The organism is Gemella haemolysans, from assembly GCF_012273215.1.
GTDB classification, from domain to species: Bacteria; Bacillota; Bacilli; order Staphylococcales; family Gemellaceae; genus Gemella; species Gemella haemolysans_A.
In genome coordinates, this window is sequence record NZ_CP050965.1 from 768,061 (window position 1) to 789,340 (window position 21,280).

At 27.6% G+C, this 21,280-nt stretch carries 18 protein-coding genes; 14 read left to right on the forward strand and 4 right to left on the reverse strand.

Features of this window, described 5'->3' with window-relative positions; genetic code table 11:
* Positions 1-5 precede the first annotated feature (5 nt).
* From ligA to FOC48_RS03680, 5 genes are all read left to right on the forward strand, one after another.
* Positions 6-1,997, forward strand: a complete 1,992-nt coding sequence (gene ligA / locus FOC48_RS03660; protein WP_003146069.1) for an NAD-dependent DNA ligase LigA — start codon at positions 6-8, stop codon at positions 1,995-1,997.
* Entirely contained in the window at positions 1,997-2,275 is a 279-nt protein-coding gene (locus FOC48_RS03665; RefSeq protein ID WP_003146067.1) for a LapA family protein, read from the forward strand. Before ligA ends, FOC48_RS03665 begins: the two co-directional genes overlap by 1 nt.
* Positions 2,276-2,308: 33 nt before the next feature.
* Positions 2,309-4,570 (forward strand): single-stranded-DNA-specific exonuclease RecJ, encoded by a 2,262-nt coding sequence (gene recJ / locus FOC48_RS03670; protein WP_003146065.1) that lies wholly within the window; start codon positions 2,309-2,311, stop codon positions 4,568-4,570.
* Between the two features lie 20 nt (positions 4,571-4,590).
* Positions 4,591-5,217, forward strand: coding sequence for a DsbA family protein (locus FOC48_RS03675; RefSeq protein ID WP_003146063.1), 627 nt, complete (start codon positions 4,591-4,593; stop codon positions 5,215-5,217).
* 216 nt (positions 5,218-5,433) lie between these two features.
* Positions 5,434-9,654, forward strand: coding sequence for a leucine-rich repeat protein (locus FOC48_RS03680; RefSeq protein WP_003146061.1), 4,221 nt, complete (start codon positions 5,434-5,436; stop codon positions 9,652-9,654).
* Positions 9,655-9,738: 84 nt separating this feature from the next.
* On the opposite strand, the gene FOC48_RS03690 is transcribed toward FOC48_RS03680, so the two are convergent.
* On the reverse strand, positions 9,739-10,272 hold the full coding sequence (locus FOC48_RS03690; protein ID WP_003146059.1) for a VanZ family protein: 534 nt from the start codon (positions 10,270-10,272) through the stop codon (positions 9,739-9,741).
* Positions 10,273-10,338: 66 nt separating this feature from the next.
* Positions 10,339-10,716: an iron-sulfur cluster biosynthesis family protein gene (locus FOC48_RS03695; protein ID WP_003146057.1), complete on the reverse strand. Its 378-nt coding sequence runs from the start codon at positions 10,714-10,716 to the stop codon at positions 10,339-10,341.
* Between the two features lie 279 nt (positions 10,717-10,995).
* On the opposite strand from FOC48_RS03695, the gene FOC48_RS03700 reads away from it, so the two are divergent.
* The 9 genes from FOC48_RS03700 (at position 10,996) to FOC48_RS03740 (ending at position 20,017) form a co-directional block, all read left to right on the forward strand.
* Entirely contained in the window at positions 10,996-11,508 is a 513-nt protein-coding gene (locus tag FOC48_RS03700) for an adenine phosphoribosyltransferase (RefSeq protein ID WP_003146055.1), read from the forward strand.
* A 24-nt stretch (positions 11,509-11,532) separates the two neighbouring features.
* Positions 11,533-14,400 carry an insulinase family protein gene (locus FOC48_RS03705; protein ID WP_003146053.1) on the forward strand — a complete coding sequence of 956 codons (2,868 nt, stop codon included), beginning with the start codon at positions 11,533-11,535 and terminating at the stop codon, positions 14,398-14,400.
* A gap of 12 nt (positions 14,401-14,412) precedes the next feature.
* A complete protein-coding gene (gene trmB, locus FOC48_RS03710) occupies positions 14,413-15,054 on the forward strand; it encodes a tRNA (guanosine(46)-N7)-methyltransferase TrmB (RefSeq protein ID WP_003146052.1) in 642 nt (213 codons plus the stop codon).
* Between the two features lie 156 nt (positions 15,055-15,210).
* A complete protein-coding gene (gene efp, locus FOC48_RS03715; RefSeq protein ID WP_003145634.1) occupies positions 15,211-15,768 on the forward strand; it encodes an elongation factor P in 558 nt (185 codons plus the stop codon).
* Positions 15,769-15,834: 66 nt separating this feature from the next.
* A complete protein-coding gene (locus FOC48_RS03720) occupies positions 15,835-16,377 on the forward strand; it encodes a DUF1697 domain-containing protein (RefSeq protein WP_003146051.1) in 543 nt (180 codons plus the stop codon).
* A 79-nt stretch (positions 16,378-16,456) separates the two neighbouring features.
* Positions 16,457-17,857, forward strand: a complete 1,401-nt coding sequence (locus FOC48_RS03725) for a GntP family permease (RefSeq protein WP_003146049.1) — start codon at positions 16,457-16,459, stop codon at positions 17,855-17,857.
* 117 nt (positions 17,858-17,974) lie between these two features.
* Positions 17,975-18,163 carry a 50S ribosomal protein L28 gene (gene rpmB, locus FOC48_RS03730; RefSeq protein ID WP_003144993.1) on the forward strand — a complete coding sequence of 63 codons (189 nt, stop codon included), beginning with the start codon at positions 17,975-17,977 and terminating at the stop codon, positions 18,161-18,163.
* Positions 18,164-18,642: 479 nt separating this feature from the next.
* Complete coding sequence (xerS, locus tag FOC48_RS03735) at positions 18,643-19,689, forward strand: tyrosine recombinase XerS (RefSeq protein WP_003146047.1); 1,047 nt, start codon at positions 18,643-18,645, stop codon at positions 19,687-19,689.
* An 85-nt stretch (positions 19,690-19,774) separates the two neighbouring features.
* On the forward strand, positions 19,775-20,017 hold the full coding sequence (locus tag FOC48_RS03740; protein WP_003146045.1) for a CBU_0592 family membrane protein: 243 nt from the start codon (positions 19,775-19,777) through the stop codon (positions 20,015-20,017).
* A gap of 20 nt (positions 20,018-20,037) precedes the next feature.
* Here FOC48_RS03740 and FOC48_RS03745 read toward each other — a convergent pair whose 3' ends face one another.
* Together FOC48_RS03745 and pgsA are read right to left on the reverse strand one after the other, a co-directional pair.
* A complete protein-coding gene (locus tag FOC48_RS03745; RefSeq protein ID WP_231291926.1) occupies positions 20,038-20,586 on the reverse strand; it encodes a GrpB family protein in 549 nt (182 codons plus the stop codon).
* A gap of 57 nt (positions 20,587-20,643) precedes the next feature.
* Positions 20,644-21,213, reverse strand: a complete 570-nt coding sequence (pgsA, locus tag FOC48_RS03750) for a CDP-diacylglycerol--glycerol-3-phosphate 3-phosphatidyltransferase (protein ID WP_003146042.1) — start codon at positions 21,211-21,213, stop codon at positions 20,644-20,646.
* Positions 21,214-21,280 lie beyond the last annotated feature (67 nt).

Genomic DNA, 21,280 nt, shown 5'->3' on the forward strand with positions numbered 1-21,280 from the left:
TTATTATGAAACAAGTTCAAGAAAAAATTTCGAAATTAGTTTCTTTATTAAATAAATATTCTTATGATTATTATGTTGAAGATAATCCACAGATATCTGATACAGAATATGATACATTATATAAACAATTAGAAAAACTAGAAGAAAATCATCCTGAGTATATATTAGAGAACTCACCTACTCAACGAGTAGGCGATAGGGTATTAGATGAATTTGAAAAAATAACACATAAAGTTCCAATGTTAAGTCTATCTAATACGTTCTCAACTGAAGATTTAAGAGATTTTGATGCAAGAATTTCAAAATTAGTACCAGATCATAGTGTTGAATATATATGTGAATTAAAAATTGATGGTTTAGCAATTTCAATTAAATATGAAGATGGAAGATTGGTAAGTGCTGCTACACGTGGAGATGGTAGCATTGGTGAAGATGTTACTGAAAATATTAAAACTATTTTCTCAATTCCAAAAGTATTAAAAGATAATAGAACATTTGAAGTAAGAGGTGAAGTTTACTTGCCGAGAAAATCATTTGAACTATTAAATTCTGAACGTGAGAGCAACAATGAAGTATTATTTGCTAATCCAAGGAATGCAGCCGCTGGTTCATTAAGACAACTCGATTCTAAAATAACTGCAAAAAGAAGATTATCAGCATTTATTTATTCAATAGTTGGAGATGACAGCATTGTATCACAGGAGAATGCTTTAAATACAGCTAAAGAGTATGATTTGCCAGTTAATCCTAACTTCAAATTATGCAAAAATATCGATGAGGTTATAGATTATATAAATTATTGGACAGAGCACAAGAAAGATCTACCGTATGATATCGATGGAATAGTTATAAAAGTAAATTCGTACTCAACACAAGAAAAAGTAGGATACACTCAAAAGAGTCCAAGATGGGCTACCGCATATAAATTTCCTGAAGAGGAATTAGCCACTAAATTGCTTGATGTAGAACTAAGTGTTGGTAGAACAGGTATTATCACTCCAGTAGCTATTCTTGACCCTATCGTAATTTCTGGATCAACCGTATCTAAAGCTTCTTTACACAATAAAGATATTATTGAGGAACTGGATATTCACATAGACGATATGGTCGTTGTAAAAAAAGCAGGTGAGATAATTCCAAAAGTAGTACGTGTAGTTAGAGAACTAAGAACTGAGAGTTCAACAAAATATGTAATGCCTAATACATGCCCATCGTGCGGACAACAAACTTACACAAAAGAAAATGATCCATTTACGAGATGTAAAAATCCAGATTGTCCCGACCAAAATATAAGAAGAATAATACACTTTGCTTCAAGAGACGCTTTAAATATTGAAGGATTAGGAGATAAAGTTGTAGCTACACTTTACGAAAAAGGTATTATTGCTCATACTATTGATTTATTTTCATTAGAAAGAGAAAAATTAATATCATTAGATAGAATGGGTGAAAAATCAGCTGATAATCTTCTAAATGCAATTGAGAATTCTAAAAAAAGTAGTTTAGACAAAGTTATCTTTGCACTCGGTATTCTTAATGTAGGAAAAAAAGCAGGGAAAATATTGGCAGAAAAGTATTTGAATCTGTCTAATTTAATGAATGCCACTCTAGATGAACTTGTTAATCTAGATGATGTAGGTCAAATTACTGCTGAATCTATTTTAGATTATTTATCTGATGAAAATAACATAAAATTCATAAATGATTTAATTAAAGTTGGAATGAATCCTCAGTATGAAATTCAAGAAGTTAATACAGATAATATTTTTGCTGGGAAAACTGTAGTTCTGACTGGTAAATTAGTTGAATTAACAAGAAATGAAGCTAAAGAATATTTAGAAAAATATGGAGCAAAAGTTACAGGAAGTGTGACTTCAAAAACTGATTTAGTAATAGCTGGAGAAAAAGCTGGTTCAAAACTAGCTAAAGCTGAACAATTAGGAATAAAAGTAATAAATGAAGAAGAATTTGCTAACATGGTTAGAGAGGTGAAATAATGGATAATAAATTACCTTATAAAGTATTTGGTATAGTAATAGCCTTTGTATCAATAATAACATTCTTTATAATGAATTATAATTCTGTACCTGTTTCATTTATTTTCTTTACGGTGAAATTACCGTTAACAATTCTATTTTTTGTATGTTTCTTTATAGGAATGATACTTGCTAGTTTGTATTGGCGTCAAAAATATAAAACTCTTTCTAAGAAATACGAAAGAACAGAAAAGTTATTATTTACCAAAGAACAATTAGAAGAAGATAAAAAAGAATAAATATAGTGAAATAAAAAGAAGTGAGGTGAGAAAATGGGAATTAAATACAATTGGATATATCCAACATATGATGAAAGTTTTATAAAAGAAATAGAATCGTATAATATTTCAAAAAACGTTGCTAAAATATTAAATGCTCGTTCTATTACTGATATGTCATCAGTAAAAAAATATTTTTCAGATGAATATGAAGAAGGATATGATCCGTTTCTAATGCATGATATGCAAAAAGCTGTTGATAGAATTAATGAAGCGATCGAAAATGAGGAGAAGATTCTAGTATATGGGGATTATGATGCAGATGGTATAACTTCAACAGTTTTATTAGTTGAAACACTGATTTCTTTAGGTGCAAATGTCTCATCATACATACCTAATAGATTCGAAGAGGGGTATGGACCGAATAAAGAAGCATTTACTAAAATTATTGAATCTGGTATTTCATTAATTATTACAGTCGATAATGGGATTGCAGGTGTAGAAGAAGTAGATTTAGCTAATGAATTAGGATGTGATGTTATTATTACAGACCACCATAAGATTCAAGATACAATTCCAAATGCATATGCAATTATTCATCCCGAGCATCCAGAAGGAAATTATCCTTTCAAAAAACTTGCAGGGGTAGGTGTAGCATTTAAACTTGCACATGCTCTTCTAGAAATTTTTCCTGATTTTCTTTTAGACTTAGTTGCAATTGGAACTATCGCTGATATGGTATCAATTACAGATGAGAATAGAATATTTGTTAAACAGGGATTAGAACTAATAAATGAAGATCCGCGTATTGGTTTGAAAATGTTACTTGAATTATCAAATATTGATACAAAAGTAGATGAACAAACAATAGGCTTTTACATAGGACCAAAACTAAACTCTATTGGTAGAATGGATAGTGCTAAATTAGGTCTTTCATTCCTAATGGCAGAAGATGCTGAAACTGCTAGAGTATTGGCAGAACAAATTGAAAAGTACAATATTGAACGTAAACAAGTTACTGAAGATATTGTTAAAGATGTTATTGATCAAATAGAGAATTCTAGTAAGAAAGATAATAATGTACTTATGATATCTGGAGATTATCATGAAGGCGTTCTAGGAATAGTAGCATCCAATATAGTAGAAAAATATCAAAGACCTGTATTTATTATGAATAATAAAGAGGGTATTTTAAAAGGATCAGCTAGAAGCATTTTTGATTTTAACATCTACACAGCTATGAATAAAATTTCTGATTTATTTTTAGCATTTGGTGGACATACACTTGCTGCTGGTTTTTCGTTTGATGAAATTAATCTAGACAAAATACAAGAATTTCTAAATTGTGAATATGAAAAGTTTAAGAAGAATAATGAATTAAAATCAACTAAAAAAATAGATATTGTTACTAGCTTAGAAGAAATAAGCTATCAATTTCTAAATTCACTTGAAATATTAAAACCATTTGGTATGGACTTTGAGAAACCAACGGTATTATTAGAGAATGCAATGGTACTAAATAAATCTTATTTCGGATCAGATAACCAGTATCTAAGACTAACAATTGCTGATGAAGTAGGAAACCTAGAATGTATCACTTTTAAAGATAGTGTTGCATTTGAAAAAGTTGAGAAGAATGATATCATTGATTTATTATGTACAATTGATAAAAATAACTTTAACGGTCGTACAAAATTACAAGCTCATATAATAGATATAGATATTAAAGAATTCTTATTTGAAGACTTAAGATTTATTAATTATGACATTTCCCAAATTGATAATAAAGCAATAAAAATTTCTAAAAAAATTGATAACAGGGATATCAATTATTATCTATATAAAGATATTGAAAAATTAGAAGAAAATATTGAAGATATCTACTTATTAGACATTCCAAATAGTAAAGAATATATTGAGAAATTAGTTAATTTAAAACCTAAGAAAATATATTTAATTTGTGAAGAAAAACAAGTTTTATCAGATGTTTATTTAATAGATAAAGATAGATTGATAAAACTATTTAACATTATTCTATCTATTCCAAATAAACAAATTAATATTACACAGCAATTAGATAAACTGTTAACAACATTAAAAACAAATGTGGATAGTTTGAAAATCATGATTCAAATTTTTAGAGAATTAAATCTTATAACTTTTGAGAATAATACCATTAAATTGAATGAAAACTATAAAAAAGTTGATTTAAAACAATCAGCAAGTTTTGTTAGAATGGAAAGTATATTCGAAGTTGAAAAGTTATTACTAAAAGAGAATATAACGAATATTAACAAAGCTTTTGATAAAAATTAAGGTAATAAAAGGAGAATAAAATGAAAATATTATATTTTTGGGATGCATACTGTGGTTGGTGCTATGGTTTTGATAAATTATTTACTGAGTTTTACAAGAATCATACAGACATAGAAATTGATATTGTCTCTGGTGGATTATTTATTGGTGAAAACAGTAAAAAAATCGGAGAGTACACAAATATAGCAGAAGGAAATAAAAAAATTTCAGAAATGTATAATATTGAGTTTGGAGAAGGGTATAAAAAAGTACTTGAAGAGGGTGAGATGGTATTAAATTCACTTCATCCTGCGATTGCTTTAAATACAGTAAAAGAATTTATCACAAATTCAAAATTATTAGATTATGCATATGATATGCAATGTAAGTTTTTTGTTGAAGGTAAAAGTTTAAGTGATATTGCAACATATTTAGAACTATGTGACAAATATGAAATCGATAGTTCTGATTTGGCCTTAAAACTTACAATTGCTTTTAAAAATACGAATCCGATTCATCCAGATTTTCTAAGAACACTTAACTTAGGTATAGAATCTTATCCTACTGCAGTATTAGAAAAAGATGGAGAATACTACGATTTACGTGGTTATGCTACAGAACCAGAAGATATCGAAATACATTATAATTTGATAGCTAAAAGATTCTAATTATTAATAATAATTATTTTTTTATTGTGGCAAAAATATGAACATTACTTTGTAGAGTATAAGCCTATGAAATCAATCTTTTCCAAACTGATTTCATAAAAATATGCTCTATTTTTTTATATTTTGATGTTTTTACTTGTATCTTTTAACCTGTTGTAGTATAATGTAGCTATAATTAATCGATATTGATTATCATTGTTTTTATGGAGGAACGTAATGAACAAAAAATATAATAATAAATTAATAATTGGATTAGCAGTACCTATCTGTTTAAGTATAGGTTCAGTAGATTTCAATTATTCTAAACTAAATCTTAATTCTAATGTAGTTTATGCACAAGATCAACAGAGCACAGGTTTTAAAGTATACGAACCAGAGATTGGAGCTAGTGGTTCTTTAGAAATAGCAGTTGAAGGTCAAGACACATCAGATACTTTATTTAATAGATACTGGAGTAAAATTGATAAGCTATTAATAGACGGAAAGGATTTTGGTTTTAATAATCAAGCATCTGCATCAAAAAACTATTCATTATTTAACAGTATTATTTATGTTAATAATAGTGAAATAACTAATCATTATAATAAACAAGACAAACACAAAATAGAAATTATTTTTAAAGATGGCTCAAAAGCTGTATATGAAGATAAAGGATATGTAGATCCAACAGCTAAACCAAAATTAATTAATGAAGGTTTGAAGATTGTAGAACCACAATTAGACAGTGATTCTTTAATTTTCTTTTTAGAAGGATCGGATATTTATAGAAATTATTGGACAAAAGTAACTAAACTTACAGTAGATGGAAAAGATTTTGGGTTTGATAACCAAAATACTAACAGTAAATTTTATAAACTATATGATGGACAAGTAACTGCTGTAGATAAAGCAATAACTGAGCATTATAAAAAACAAGATAAACATAAAATTGAATTTACATTTACAGATGGCTCAAAAACAACATATGAAGATACTGGGTATGTAGAGCCAAGTAATGATACACCTGCACCATCAAAAGAAAATGAAACTGATACTAACAAACCAGCTTCAAATGCTAAATATACTATTTCTAAATTAGATCAAGGTAAAAACTGGAAAGATGAAAAACACTTAACTTTAGAGTTATCTGATACATCTGTTTATGATAATTTTGTTGAAGAAATAGCTAGTGTGACACTAAATGGTACAACTGTAAATAAAGATGTTTTCAAAGATAAAGTAGAAACTTCAAAATATCTTGGAATCAGAATCTTTAACGAAGACTTAGTTAAGGCTTTAAAAGATTCTGACAACAAACTAGAAGTTAAACTTGTTGATGGAACAATAATTTCATATCCAACATCAACAGATAAAAAAGAAGATGTAAAACCTACAGAACCAAAACAAGAGGTGCCTACAACAAGTTCTTCATATGCTCAAAAAGATTTAGTTTCTAAAGTAGAAAAGAACGGGTACGGAGATGAATTAAACATTTCGCTTGTTAATGGATTTAAAGCGGAAGATGTTCTTAAAAATACTAAAGAAGTAATTATTAATGGAAAATCATTTGATAAATCACTATTTAATAAAAACTGGAAAGATCAAATCGTTACTTTCGACGATGGTGGAGAAAGTCTTAAAGCATTTAAAGCTTGGAACTTTGATGGAGATAATACAATTGTATTTAAAGCAAATGACGGAAGCGAAAGTAAAGCATATACTACTGGTAATAAAGTAGTTGAAGAAAAACCAGTATCAGAAAAAACTCCTGAAAAACAAGAAGAAAAAACTTATTCACTTACTGATAAATTAGAAGATGGTGAATATACTTTAGGATTTAATGCTTTATACGCTGATGGAAGACAAGGTACTTCAATGCTAGAAGGATTCTTTGACAAAAATGTGAAATTAGTAGTTAAAGATGGGAAAATGAGTATTACAATGTTAAATACATTATTTGCTCATGGTTTATATGATTTTGCCATCCAAAACAAAGGTAAATGGGAATCAGGTGTGAAAGAAAACTTTGGTGAGAAGAACTCAGCAGGACAATACGACAGAGCGTTATTTACTCTTCCGGTTGAAGATCTAGACCAAGTACACTTAGGTGGTGTTATAGTTTCTTATGGGGGCGCTTTAGAAAGTGATAAAGGAAACTTCGACAAATATACTACTGTTAAATTGAAATTTAAACCTGAAATTAAAAAAGGCTGGAATGGATTTGAGTTAGTAGAAAAAAATAATGAAGAACGTAAAAAAAGTGATGATCTTCTTCAGAAAAAATTAATCGCCAATGGGGTAGATACTAACAAAGACGGTAAAGTAACAGAAGATGAATTAAAAAACTTCACTGGTGATATCAACATTGGATCATTAGAGATTGATGGAAAAGTTGATAAAGGTGCTATTTACAACTTAGATTTACTAAAACACATGGGTCCTGGAGTTAAATCATTCACTTCTGATAGTAATAACTTTGGTGAATTACCAGAAGACTTATTCAAAAATGCAGTTAATATTGAGCGTATTAACTTAGGAGGAAACGGTGTTACTAAACTACCTGAAAACCTATTCGCTAATAACAAAAAATTAAAAACTGTAAACTTATCTTCTAACAACTTAGGTAATATCCCAGAAGGTTTGTTTGCAAATAATCCTGAATTAGAATCTGTTGAATTCAGTCAATCATGGCTATCTACATTACCGACAAATGTATTTGCTAATAATAAGAAGCTAAAAACTGTAAGTTTATCTAACAATAAAATAGTTTCACTTCCTGATGATTTATTTAATAATAATTCAGCTTTAACATTCTTATCATTCACAGATAATGAACTAACTAAACTTCCTGCTAGTGTTGCTAATTTATCTTCTTTAACACAGTTATATGCTGCTAATAACAAATTAACATCACTTCCAGAAAATGGAGTTAATTTAACAAAATTAAATACTCTAGCTTTAAATAATAACCATATCGCTAGCTTATCTGATGAATTATGGAAAACACTAGCTAAAAATAAAGCAACTGTAAGATTGGTAAATAACCAAATTAGTAATATACCGTTAGATTTAATTAAAGCAAATGGTAGTCTACAAATTCTTGATATCGCTAATAACAATTTACCAGCAACATTGCCGTATAATGATTCTGATACAAAATTATTAGGAATTTCTCCTGAAATAACACAAGGTTATTATCCACAAAAACAAGCTATCGAATTAAATGTTGTTGCAAAAGATAACAAGATTACAATTCAACCTAAAGATGAGAAATTAACTATTCTTAATCTTCTACACTGGTATAGAGGACGTTCTGAGTTTTATGGCGGAGAAGGTATCTTACAAGGTTTAGAAAAATATAAAGAATTCCTAAGTAAACAAACTAAACCTATGGCAGAACTACTTAAGAGTGATGATTATGGTCGTAACTGGTATATTGTTACTAAGGTAGAACGTATCCGTGGCAATGAAATTAAAGAAATTAGTTCTTCAAGTGTTTCTAATGAAGATGATAAAAAACTAGAAATTACTGATAATGATATGAAAGCAGGAGATAAATATAGAATTACTAAAACTTTATTCGAGAAAAATGCTACTAATATCGATGATAAATTAGTTGAACTTATAACTACAGTTGATGCTGATGTTAAAAAAGAAGAACCAAAAGTAGAAGATAAAAAAGATGAGAAACCTACTGAGCAACCTAAGGTTGAAGAAAAACCTCAAGTAACTCCAGAACAACCTAAAGTTGAAGAAAAACCTCAGGTAACACCAGAACAGCCTAAATCAGAGGAAAATACTCAAACACCAGCAGTTGAACAACCAAGTAACCCTACAAATGATGATAAACTTAACAATCTAAAAGATACACTTGTAGCTAAATTACCTGGAGATGAAGAAGTAATTGTAAAATTCAAGGCTAAAGATGTTACTGGTATTCACTTTGTTGCTCAAAATTCTAACGAACAAAAAGTAAATGAAGTAAAAGAATTAGTTAAGAATCTTGATGAGAATTTAAATGTTGTGAAAACTTTTGATCTATTCTTCACAGATGATAATGGAAATGTAATAAATAATAATGGTGAAACTAGAGCAGTTACTGTAGCTGTTCTTGCTAAAGATAATGAAACATTAGAAGTTTATTATGTAAATGGTGATAAATTAGAAAAAGTCCCAAGTTCATATTCAGATGGGAAATTAACATTCTATACAGATCACTTCAGTACATATACAATTGTTTCAAGAACAAATAACAATAGATCACATAACCAAGATTCTAATACAAACTCTACATTATCTACTCAAAATAACAATACTAATGTTGGAAACAATCCAATTTCACAAAGATTCAATAATATATTACCTAAAACAGGATTAACTGAAAATAGTGTTGGAGCATTATTACTAGGTATATTAGGTATTAGATTAGCTGTATTAGGCTTCAGAAGAAAAAGATAATTTAAAAATTTAATAATAATTACATAAGATATAAATAACGGATGTACTTAACAATTGCCAAGTACATCCGTTATTATTTATTATTTAAGATACTATATTAATTATTTCATAAATAATATATCCCGAAAGAAGTATTAAAATGAAATTCATATACAATCTAAGTTTTTCTTTGAAAATTAGAGAAATAATATTGATAATTATTACTCCTATGCAAGCACCTAAAGTATTATCTATTAAATCTGTTATATCAGGGAACCCAATAGTCAAGATATATTGAGTAGATTCATATATTAAACTTAATATAAATCCTAAAATTATAGCGCTTAAGCCAGACGATTTAGGATATAGTATTTTGATATAAAAGCTAAAAGGTATAAAGAAAATTATATTAAGTAAAACTTCCACAATGTCAAAATTTCCAAATCTGTATGGTACTAGATTGATTGTTCTCCAAGTTACACCAGGATAAAGTAATACACGAGGATTATTTATCCATGAAATATTACTACTTAAAAGTAGGTTCCAATCCATTTTAGCTACTATTACCCAAGTAAGAATAAATAAATATACAAAAAATAGAAAAACTGTTAATTTTCTACTGTTTAGAAAAGATTTCAAAATATTCTCCTTCCTCTAATTACACTTATGATAATGTTAGCAAAACTTATTAAAATTTACTTAAATTTATTTTTTAATTATTAATTGGACTTGTTCTGTAATAATTCCCGCTTCGCTCTTTAAATATAAAGTAAAATTCGTCTCACTATAATCAAATTTATTGTCTTTATCAAACATCACTTCATAATAAGAAGGATAATGAACAGTACCTATGTTTGTAGATAGTTCCTTATCATATTTATCCCACTTAATATTTTTATCTTCTTTAGAAACAATTAGAATTCTATATTTATCATATACTTGACAATGACACCCATTAACGTTATCAGAATAGGGACTATTTCCATCTAAATAGTCGATAATAATATCATATGCACTAGTGTCCTTACTTTCAAATTTTTTATAAATATAATCCACAGCTGAATCAGTAAATGTAATTTTCATACTAAAATCTCCTTATATTGTATTTATAATATATTTTAACACATAACATAGAATACAAATAATAATTGATTTTATCAATTGGTGATTTTATATTACTAAAAATATACAGAGTTCTAGATTATCTAATACTATATAAGTAAATTCTTCATATTATAAGTAGATTCATAATCTAATAAATTACTATTTCTTAGTGTATTAATAGTGTTTAAAATTGCTTATTTTGGGATTTTATAGTATAATAATTGAGTTAAGAAAACATTTAGGAGAAAAGAAAAATAAATGAATTTAGAAAAATACATTTCAATCGTAGAAAATTGGCCAAAAGAAGGAATTAGTTTTAAAGATATTACTACATTAATGGCAGATGGTGAGGCATATAAATATGCTACTGATCAAATCGTTAACTATGCAAAAGAAAGAAAAGTTGATGTTGTAGTTGGACCAGAAGCACGTGGTTTTATCATTGGATGTCCTGTATCTTATTCATTAGGTATTGGGTTCGTTCCTGTTAGAAAACCTAATAAATTACCTCGTGAAGTTATTTCTTACCAATATGATTTAGAATATGGTAGTAACACTTTAACAATGCACAAAGATGCTATTAAACCAGGTCAACGTGTTCTTATCACTGACGATTTATTAGCTACTGGTGGAACAATTGAAGCAACTATTAAATTAGTAGAAGAATTAGGAGGAATCGTAGTAGGTATTGCATTCTTAATCGAACTAGATGGTCTAAATGGAATGGACAAACTACAAGGTTATGATGTTCTTACATTACTAAAAATGTAATCTACTATGAAATAATTAAATAATATGACATTTGAACTTATAGAAAAGAAATATCTAAAAAATATTAATACAAATGCTTATCTTTATGAGCATACTAAAACTCGTGCTAGATTAGTTTTCTTTGAAAATGACGACATAAATAAAAGTTTTAGCATCAGTTTTAAAACTATCCCTTATAATGATAATGGTATTTTTCATATTTTAGAACATTCTGTTTTATGTGGTTCAGCGAAATATCCAGTAAAAGAACCTTTTGTAGAACTACTTAAAGGTTCTTTTAATACATTTTTAAATGCAATGACATTTCCTGATAAAACTATGTATCCAGTATCATCTAAAAATGAAAAAGATTTAGAAATATTAATGGACATCTATTTAGATGCCGTATTTAATCCGAATTTAAAAGTTAATAAAAATATACTAGCACAAGAAGGTTGGCATTACCATTTAGAAAATAAAGAGGATGAACTTATATACAAAGGTGTAGTTTATAATGAAATGAAAGGTGCATACTCATCAGTAGATGAAGTTCTTGATCAATATGTAAGTGAACACTTATTTAATGATACACCTTATAAATATTCTTCGGGAGGAAAGCCAGAGGCTATTCCTTCAATTACACAAGAAGAATTTTTAGAGACATACATTTATAATTATCACCCAAGTAACAGTTATATCTTCTTATATGGTAATCTAAATGTAAACAAATATTTGGAACATATCGATAGTTATTTAAATAACTATGATTATAAAGATTATAGTGACTATAACTTATCACGTCAAAATCATTTTTCAAAAGAAATTGTTAAGCGAACTTATTTCAACGAAGAGCTAAGCAACAAGGCATATGTTGCATATAATTACATCCTTGGTGATAGTAATGAATTCAGTAGAATTGAGAATATTGATATTATAGATGATATACTTCTAGGAAGTAGTAATACTGAATTTAGAAAATATTTCATAGAAAATGATTTTTGTGAAGATGTTTATAGTTATGTTCAAAAAGATAGAAAAGAAACTGTCTATTCAATCATCTTCAAATATGTAAAAGATGATAAATTAGATAATCTTGATAGTGAATACAAAAAACTTCTTAAATCAATCATTGAAAAAGGTTTTGATTATGAACAAGTACAAGCTTCAATCAATAAGAAAAATTTCTCAATTAAAGAAGAAATTAACAAAACTTCGGCACCTAAAGGTGTTTCTTACGCAATAAGATTATTAAGAACTTGGCTTTACAGTGAAGAAGATATCCTGTCTTCATTTGATTTAGATAAAGTTATAGCTGATTTACAAGAAAATTGTAAAGATAAAAAATATGAAAGTCTTGCAAAAGAGTTCCTAATTAATAATGAGAAACAGGCTGTTTTACAGTTAATTCCAACTTTAGAAAAAGAGCAAAAAGAGAAAAATCTAGTTGAATACAAAGCTTCATTATCTGAAAATGAACTACAAGATATAGTCGAAAATACGAAATCTCTACAAAACTGGCAAAATAGTATTGATAAGAAAGAAGATCTTGAAAAAATTAAATGTGTTGATGCTAAAGAAGTTGAGTTAAAAAATCCTTTTGAAGAAACATTATTTGAAACATATAGAGATTTAAAATTCTCTCATTATAATGCAGTAACAAATGGAATTTCTTATACTAAATTACTTTTTGATATTAGCGATTTTGAGCTAGAACAGCTTCAATACGCTTCAATTTTATCGTATTTATTATTTAACTTTAACACAAAAAATAAAACAGAGGCAGAAGTTATTAAAGAAATAGGAGCAAATCTTGGTGGAGTTAGTTCATATATAGATGTCTTTAGAAAACATAAGAGTGACGAATGCGAAGTTAAATTTATAATTAGTGCGAAAAATCTCGTTGAAAAATCAGAAGAATTAGCTAATATATTAGAAGAAACTACATTAAACGTTGATTTTGATGATAAAGAAGCATTATACAACGTCCTATTAGAAGTTAAATTAATGCTAGAAAACAAATTCAAGAATTCAGGGCATGCATTTGTAGCACGTCGAATTAGTGGATTCTATAATCCACAAAGTAAGTTAGCATCATACCATGGTGAATATGACTTCTACTTATTCATGAATAAGTTACTAGATAATTATGAAACTGACAATGAAAGTATAAGAGAAAATCTTTATAATGTAGCTAAGTTAATTTTCAATAAATCTAGATTATTAACTAACTTTGTTGGAAATAAAGAAGAATATAATGATTTTAAAGAAGTTTTTACTAGCTTCTTAGAAAAATATCCAGAAGATACAAATAGACAAAAAGGATTCGAAATAGAATTAGAAGAACATGGTTATTCTGAAGGATTTTACTTTGATTCTCTTGTACAGTATGTAGGTGTTGGATACAATATTAAAGATTATACCGGAACTCATTTAGTACTGAGACATATCCTAAGTTTAGATTATTTATGGAATAATGTTCGTGTGAAAAATGGAGCATACGGTGCTGGAGCAATATTTAATAACTTTGGTGATTTTAACTTATGGTCTTATCGTGATCCTAACTTAGTTGAAACATTAGATATATATTACAATATTGATAACTATGTTCGAAACTTTGTTGCTGATGATCAAGATCTAAATAAATACATTATCGGTACATTGAATACTTTAGATGTATTGATGTCACCAAGTGCGTTAGCAACATATTCACTTAATAAATATTTAACAAATTCACCATTTAATATTTATGATGAACTTGTAAATGAAATTAAAAATACCAAAGTTGAAGATATACAAAAATTAGAAACTGTATTTAAAAATATGAAATCTAAAGCCTATACTTGTGTGCTAGGTTCAAAAGAAAAAGTATTAGAAAATAAAGAATTATTCAATAAAACAATTGAATTAAAATAGAAAGGTGCATGAATGAGAGTTCGAAATAGAGCAGACGCAAGAGAGCGTTTAGAAAATAGTCCCGTTGTATTTTTACAACCTAAGGATAATAAAGGGAAATGGAAAGAAATATTTGGAAATGAAAATTCAATTCATCTTGAAATAGGGAGTGGAAAAGGTAAGTTTATTCATACATTAGCAGAAAAACATCCAGATATAAACTTTATCGCAATGGAAGCTCAACCTACTGTATTAACATTTCTATTAGATAAAGTAGAAGAAACACACAGAGAAAATCTGAAACTAATTTCTGGTAATGCAGAGGATTTACTTGAATATTTTGCTGAAGGAGAAGTTGATCAACTTTATCTAAACTTCTCTGATCCATGGCCAAAAACAAGACATGAAAAAAGACGTTTAACATTCCACACATTTTTAGCTCGTTATGAAGCGATACTTAGTGGAGATAAAACTATTATACAAAAAACAGATAATCAAGGCTTATTTGAATATAGTCTAATGAGTTATGCAAAATACGGATTTACATTCAATAGATTATCATTAGACCTAACAAACAGCATCTATGAAGAAGATAATGTTCATACAGAATATGAAGATAAGTTCATTAAAAAAGGTAATAGAATATACATGGTAGAAGCTGTAAAAGTAGAATAATCACAGTTAGTTTACATAAAATATATTACGTAAACTAACTAATTGGAAACTACTTTGTTTATAACATTTTACATTAAAATTAATCGTTTTTACCTTGATTTTAAAAAAATTTTTATTTATAATAATATTAGTACAATTTAAAGGAGAAATACAATAATGATATCAGTTAATGATTTTAAAACTGGAGTTACTATCGAAGTTGATGGAAACATTTGGAAAGTAATGGAATTCCAACACGTTAAACCTGGTAAAGGAGCTGCTTTCGTACGTTCTAAATTAAGAAACATGCGTACAGGTGCAGTTAATGATAAAACATTCAGAGCTGGTGAGAAAGTAGCAAAAGCTCAAATCAATAACCAAAAAATGTCATACCTTTACTCAACAGGTGAAGCTTATGTATTTATGGATAACGCTACTTACGAGCAAATCGAAGTACCAGAAGCACAATTAGAATACGAATTAAACTTCTTAAAAGAAAATATGGAAGTTTCAATCTTAATGTTTGGTGATGAAATCTTAGGTATTGACTTACCAACAACAGTAGAACTTACTGTAACTGAAACTGAACCTGGTGTTAAAGGTGATACTGCACAAGGAGCTACTAAAGCTGCTACAGTAGAAACTGGATACACATTACAAGTACCTCTATTCGTTAAAGAAGGAGATGTATTAGTAATCAATACAGCAGAAGGTTCTTACGTATCAAGAGCATAATTTATGAATAATTTAAAAACTCTCTATATTACTATGATAGAGAGTTTTTTATAAAAGGAGAAACTAATGAAATACGTACTTTTGCTTCGTGGAATCAATGTTGGCGGTAAGAATAAAGTCTCTATGGCTGATTTGAAAGATGCGATTGCTTATTTAGGATATAAAAATGTTATTACCTATATTAACAGTGGTAATATTATATTTGATACCACTGAAAATATAGGTGTTGTTAATGATAAGATATCACAGATATTAAATTCATATCCTTTCAAAATTAATAAAGTAATACTGACAAAACAAGAATACATAGAAGAACTTAAAAATCTGCCTAGTTGGTGGAAAGATGATTTTTATAGAAAAGATGTACTTTTTTATAGTGAAGATATAGATTATTCTATTATCAAAGAACGAATAAATAATATACCTTTAAAAGACGAAAAAGTTCACTTTGGGAAAAGGGCTGTTTTTTGGGGGAAATTTAATGAAAAGAACTATTTAAAAACGGCATATCATAAATATTTAATTAAAGAATCTTTCTATAAAGCTGTTACTATTAGAAACGGAAGAACTTTTATGAAAATCGCTGAGTTACTAGATAATGAACACTAATTTTATAGTAAGCGTATATCTTTACTTGATATAGTTAATAATGATATAATTACCTAATGAAAAAATTAAGGAGAATATAATGAAATTAGATAAAATATTAATCGGCTTAGGATTAATTATATATTCAATCCTAGCTTATTTTTTAGGAATTCATTCTTATAAATTGTTATTAGTTTTCTTAGGAATTAGCGTACTAATATTTTTAATAACAAAATTACATTTTGAACCCTTCTTATCAATACTTATAGTAGCAATTATTCTAGGTTTATTTTTAGGCTTATCCCCTAGTTCAATAATTGATTCAGTAGAGAAGGGGACAGGATCTCTTCTAGGGCATCTGTCACTAATCTTAGGATTAGGAGCTATGTTTGGAAGAATACTAGAAGAATTAGGAGCAGTAGAAATTACTGCAAAGAAAATGATTAGTCTATTCGGAATCAAGAGGATTCAATTAGGTCTTCTTATTGCTGGAATGTGTATCAGTTTTTCTTTATTTTTTGATGTAGCTTTTATTTTAGTAATACCAATTATTTTAGCAGTAGCTAAAGAATTAAATTTGGATAAAATATACTTAGCTTTACCAGCAAGTATTGGTGTTCTAACAATCCATGCACTATTCCCACCACATCCTAGTCCAAGTATTATTACTAAAACATTCCATCTTAATATGGCGGAAGTATTCTTCTATGGTTTAATAGTTGCAATACCAACAGCAATTATCGGTGGTTTATTATTAACTAATTCAAAGATGGTACAAACTAAACCTATCGTACAAACTGAACAAAATAATATTAGTGTATTAAAAATAGAGAAACAGTTGATGAGTTCTGGTTTTGCTATCGTCCTAATGTTATTACCTGTTATATTAATTACTATTCCTACAGTAGCATTAAGTTTAAATAGTTTGCCAACTTACTTAAAAGATATATTAACAATTATAAGTAATCCAGTTACTGCATTGATAATCAGCTTATTAATAGCCATTTGGAAATTAATGATTGTAAAACATTTAAGGATTAGTAGTATTGCTCCATTGTTAAGTCAATCCATTAAAACAATAGCAGTCGTATTACTTATTAACGGTGCTGCTGGAGGTTTAAAACAGGTATTAGTAGATTCAAAGGTAACAGATGAGATAGTTCAAATAACTAGTGGTATGAACATATCACCAATACTTATTAGTTTCTTTGTTGCTGCCATCCTAAGAATATCATTAGGTAGTGCAACTATTGCAGCTATTACAACATTAGCAATAGTAGAACCTTTAGTTCCAACTATTAGTTATTCACCGGTATTTATAATGTTGAGTATTACTGCAGGAAGTATGTTCTGTTCACACGTAAATGATCCTGGTTTTTGGTTATTTAAACAGTATTTAAATTTAGATTTTAAAACAACATTTAAAACTTGGACATTAGGTACGACTATAGCTTCTATAGTAGCATTTATTATAATATTGATTATGACTTCGATTACATAAAATATTTTAAGAATAAATAATGTTTTTACTTGATATTTATGTTAAGGTATGTTATATTAATACTTGTGTATGTAGTAAATGTTATGAATAAACTATTTCCAAAAGGAGGATTAATTCATGGCAAAAGTTTGTTACGTTACTGGACGTAAAGCTCGTTCAGGAAATACTCGTTCACACGCAATGAACGCAAATAAAAGAAAATTCAAAGCTAATCTACAAAAAGTAACAATTTTAGTAGACGGACAACCTAAAAAAGTATGGGTTTCTGCTAGAGCTTTAAAATCTGGAAAAGTTGAGCGTGTATAATTAAGCGATAAACTTTAAGCTATCTAAGGAAACTTAGATAGCTTTTTACATTATATTAATAAAATATATATAGAAATTAACTAAAATATATGCTGAATTAGATGAAAATGCCAAATTAGCCATTTAAATCAATTTTAAAAGGTTTTATATCATTTTGGAGTAATTGTATTAAATAATTATTTAGAAAGCTTATATGACGTTTAAATAGGTCATTTTTTTTCTAGAATTTCAAATTTGAAAGTGAAACTCATATATTATTAATTATAGTTACTCATTAAATTGAAAAAATTAATATAAAACAAAATAAATCAAATAAATAATCATTTATCAGAAACTAAAAATGAAATATTTTATTCTTTATCGAAATAAGGGGATTGAAGTATATTGAAAGAAACTAATAAATATGATATAATATATTTGTTCGTATAATACATATTATATGTATAATTAATAAACTATAGGAGAATGTAGTAATACCAATGAATCAACGTGATTATTATAAACAAAAAATAAATAAAATACTTCCTGAATTCCCAGATTATATAGAAGACTTCATCGACACGTATTACGATAATTTATCGCCACTTACCTTACATAGATATTTAGAAACTTACAAGAATTTTCTAAACTGGACTATTAGAGAAACAATTTCAGATGCAGAAAGTATAAAAGAAGTTCAACTATCTACTTTAGAAAATATATCTAAAAAAGAAATGGAAAGTTATTTTAAAAGTCTCTCTCGTGAACAAGTTAATGGAAAATATAGAAGTCAAACGACTGTAAACAATTATAAGGCTGCTATGCGGTCTCTGTATAAGTTTCTTACTGTTACAAGCGAGAATGAACAAGGACGAGCTTATTTTGAGCGAAATGTAATGCTTAAGATACCTATTAATCGAGTGAAAGAGACATTATCATCAAGATCAAAGAAAATTTCTGAAAAGATATTCTTAGACTCTCAGGACGAAGAATTCTTGCAGTATGTTGAATTTGAGTACGAGAAAACTTTATCAAAACATGGAAAGACATTCTTTTTACGTGATAAAGCACGAGATCTTGCGATATTAACGCTATTTTTAAAAAGTGGTATTCGTGTTAATGAACTTGCTAATTTAAAGGTTAAGGATATAGATTTTCTAAATAGTGAAATAAACGTCATTAGAAAAGGTAATAAAGTAGACACCGTTATAATAACTAAATCAGCATTAGATAGACTTAATGAATACATAACTTCCCTACCTTTTAAACTTAATAGAGAAGACTATGTCTTTATTAGTAAAAATAAAGCTGGATTATCAATAAGAGCTATCCAAAAACTAGTTATGAAATATACCGATGCCTTTAATGTTCCTATGTCACCACATAAACTAAGACATAGTTACGGTACTAAATTAGCATTAAAAACAAACGGTAACATCCCAATCATTATGACTCAAATGGGACACTCTAACAGTGATACTTCAATGCTATATATTAATGAATCTAAAAAGATAATTAAACAATCTATTGATAAATTAGATGATTAGTATTGCAATATATCTCCAATTAAGTTAAAATATAAAAGTTATTAAATATTATGGAGGTAAAAAATGGGTATTATTGTACAAGTTTATGGGTATTATTGTACAAGTTTTAGGATCACTATTAATTCTTATCGGCTTTGTATTTAGCCAGTTAGGAAAACTTAAAACTACATCACTTAGTTATTTATTATTAAATGCTATCGGAGCATTAATTCTTGGTATTGATGCCTTTGTTGGGAAACAATGGGGATTTGTTTTACTAGAAGGTGTTTGGTCAATAGTTGCTATTCACGGATTATATAATTATTTAAATAATAAAGAAGTAAAATAAAGAATATAGTTTTCATAATATTATTTATGTAAACTATATTCTTTTATAATATTATCTATAAATTCTGTTTTTCCTTCAGTATATCCTTCTCTATCATATTTATATTCTTTTTCTAGTTTTAACTTTAAAGCCTCATATTTCTTTGCAACTACTGGATGTTCTAATAATATATTTTTGAATTCTACTTCAGTAATATCACCTTTTTTTCTTATATGAAGATGAAACACTTTATCTAGAAAACCTTTCTCGCCATATCCTTTAACTAAAAAAGCTCTATCGTCTTCATTCCAACGTAATTCCCATTCTTTAGAAAGAATTTGAACTATTTTATCAAAATTTCTATCATCTATTGTTTCTATAAGTATATCTATTATATTTTTTGATTCTATATTTGGTATTACAGAACTTCCAATATGATAAATATTTATAGGTATATCATTAAGTAATTTTGATAATTTTACTTCCATCTCATTATACCATTCTATCCATTTATTATTATGACATACTAAAGTAATAGGATATCTTTTCTTAAAACACTCATCTTTCAGAATATTATCCAATATAATCACACCTTTCTAATTTTTCTATTAAAAAAAATGTTAGGATAGGAGATCCTATCACTAACATTATTTAAATACATGTAAAGAATTTTTGAAATATTCTAATCCTGATAAAATAGTCAATAATACAGAAATCCATAATAGGATATAATCTAGTTTAAAACCAATACTGTTAAAAATTGGATTACCTAATAAAATAAGAATAATAGCTAATAATTGGCTAATAGTTTTTAATTTACCTAGAATTCCTGCGGGTATTACTTCCCCTTTTTCTACAGCCAAAAGTCTAAGACCTGTAACTGCAAATTCCCTTGCTATTACAACCACTACCATCCAACTATGCATTAAACCTAGTTCAACCATTACAATAAAGGCACTTCCAACTAGAAGTTTATCAGCTAATGGATCTAAGAATTTACCCATATTAGTGACTAAATTATATTTTCTAGCAAGATATCCATCAATAAAATCTGTGAATGATGCAAACATAAAAATCAATGCTGCTATAAAAATATTAAGGGTTATATTTCGACCACCTAGGATAGAAATACTTCCTCCCATATTATATAATAAAAATACTATAAATATAGGTATTAATATTGTTCTAAATAATGTTATTTTATTTGGTAGATTCATTATTATTACTTACCCTTCTTGCATAAATTTAAATTCATTATAATTATAACATATTCTGTAATATGCT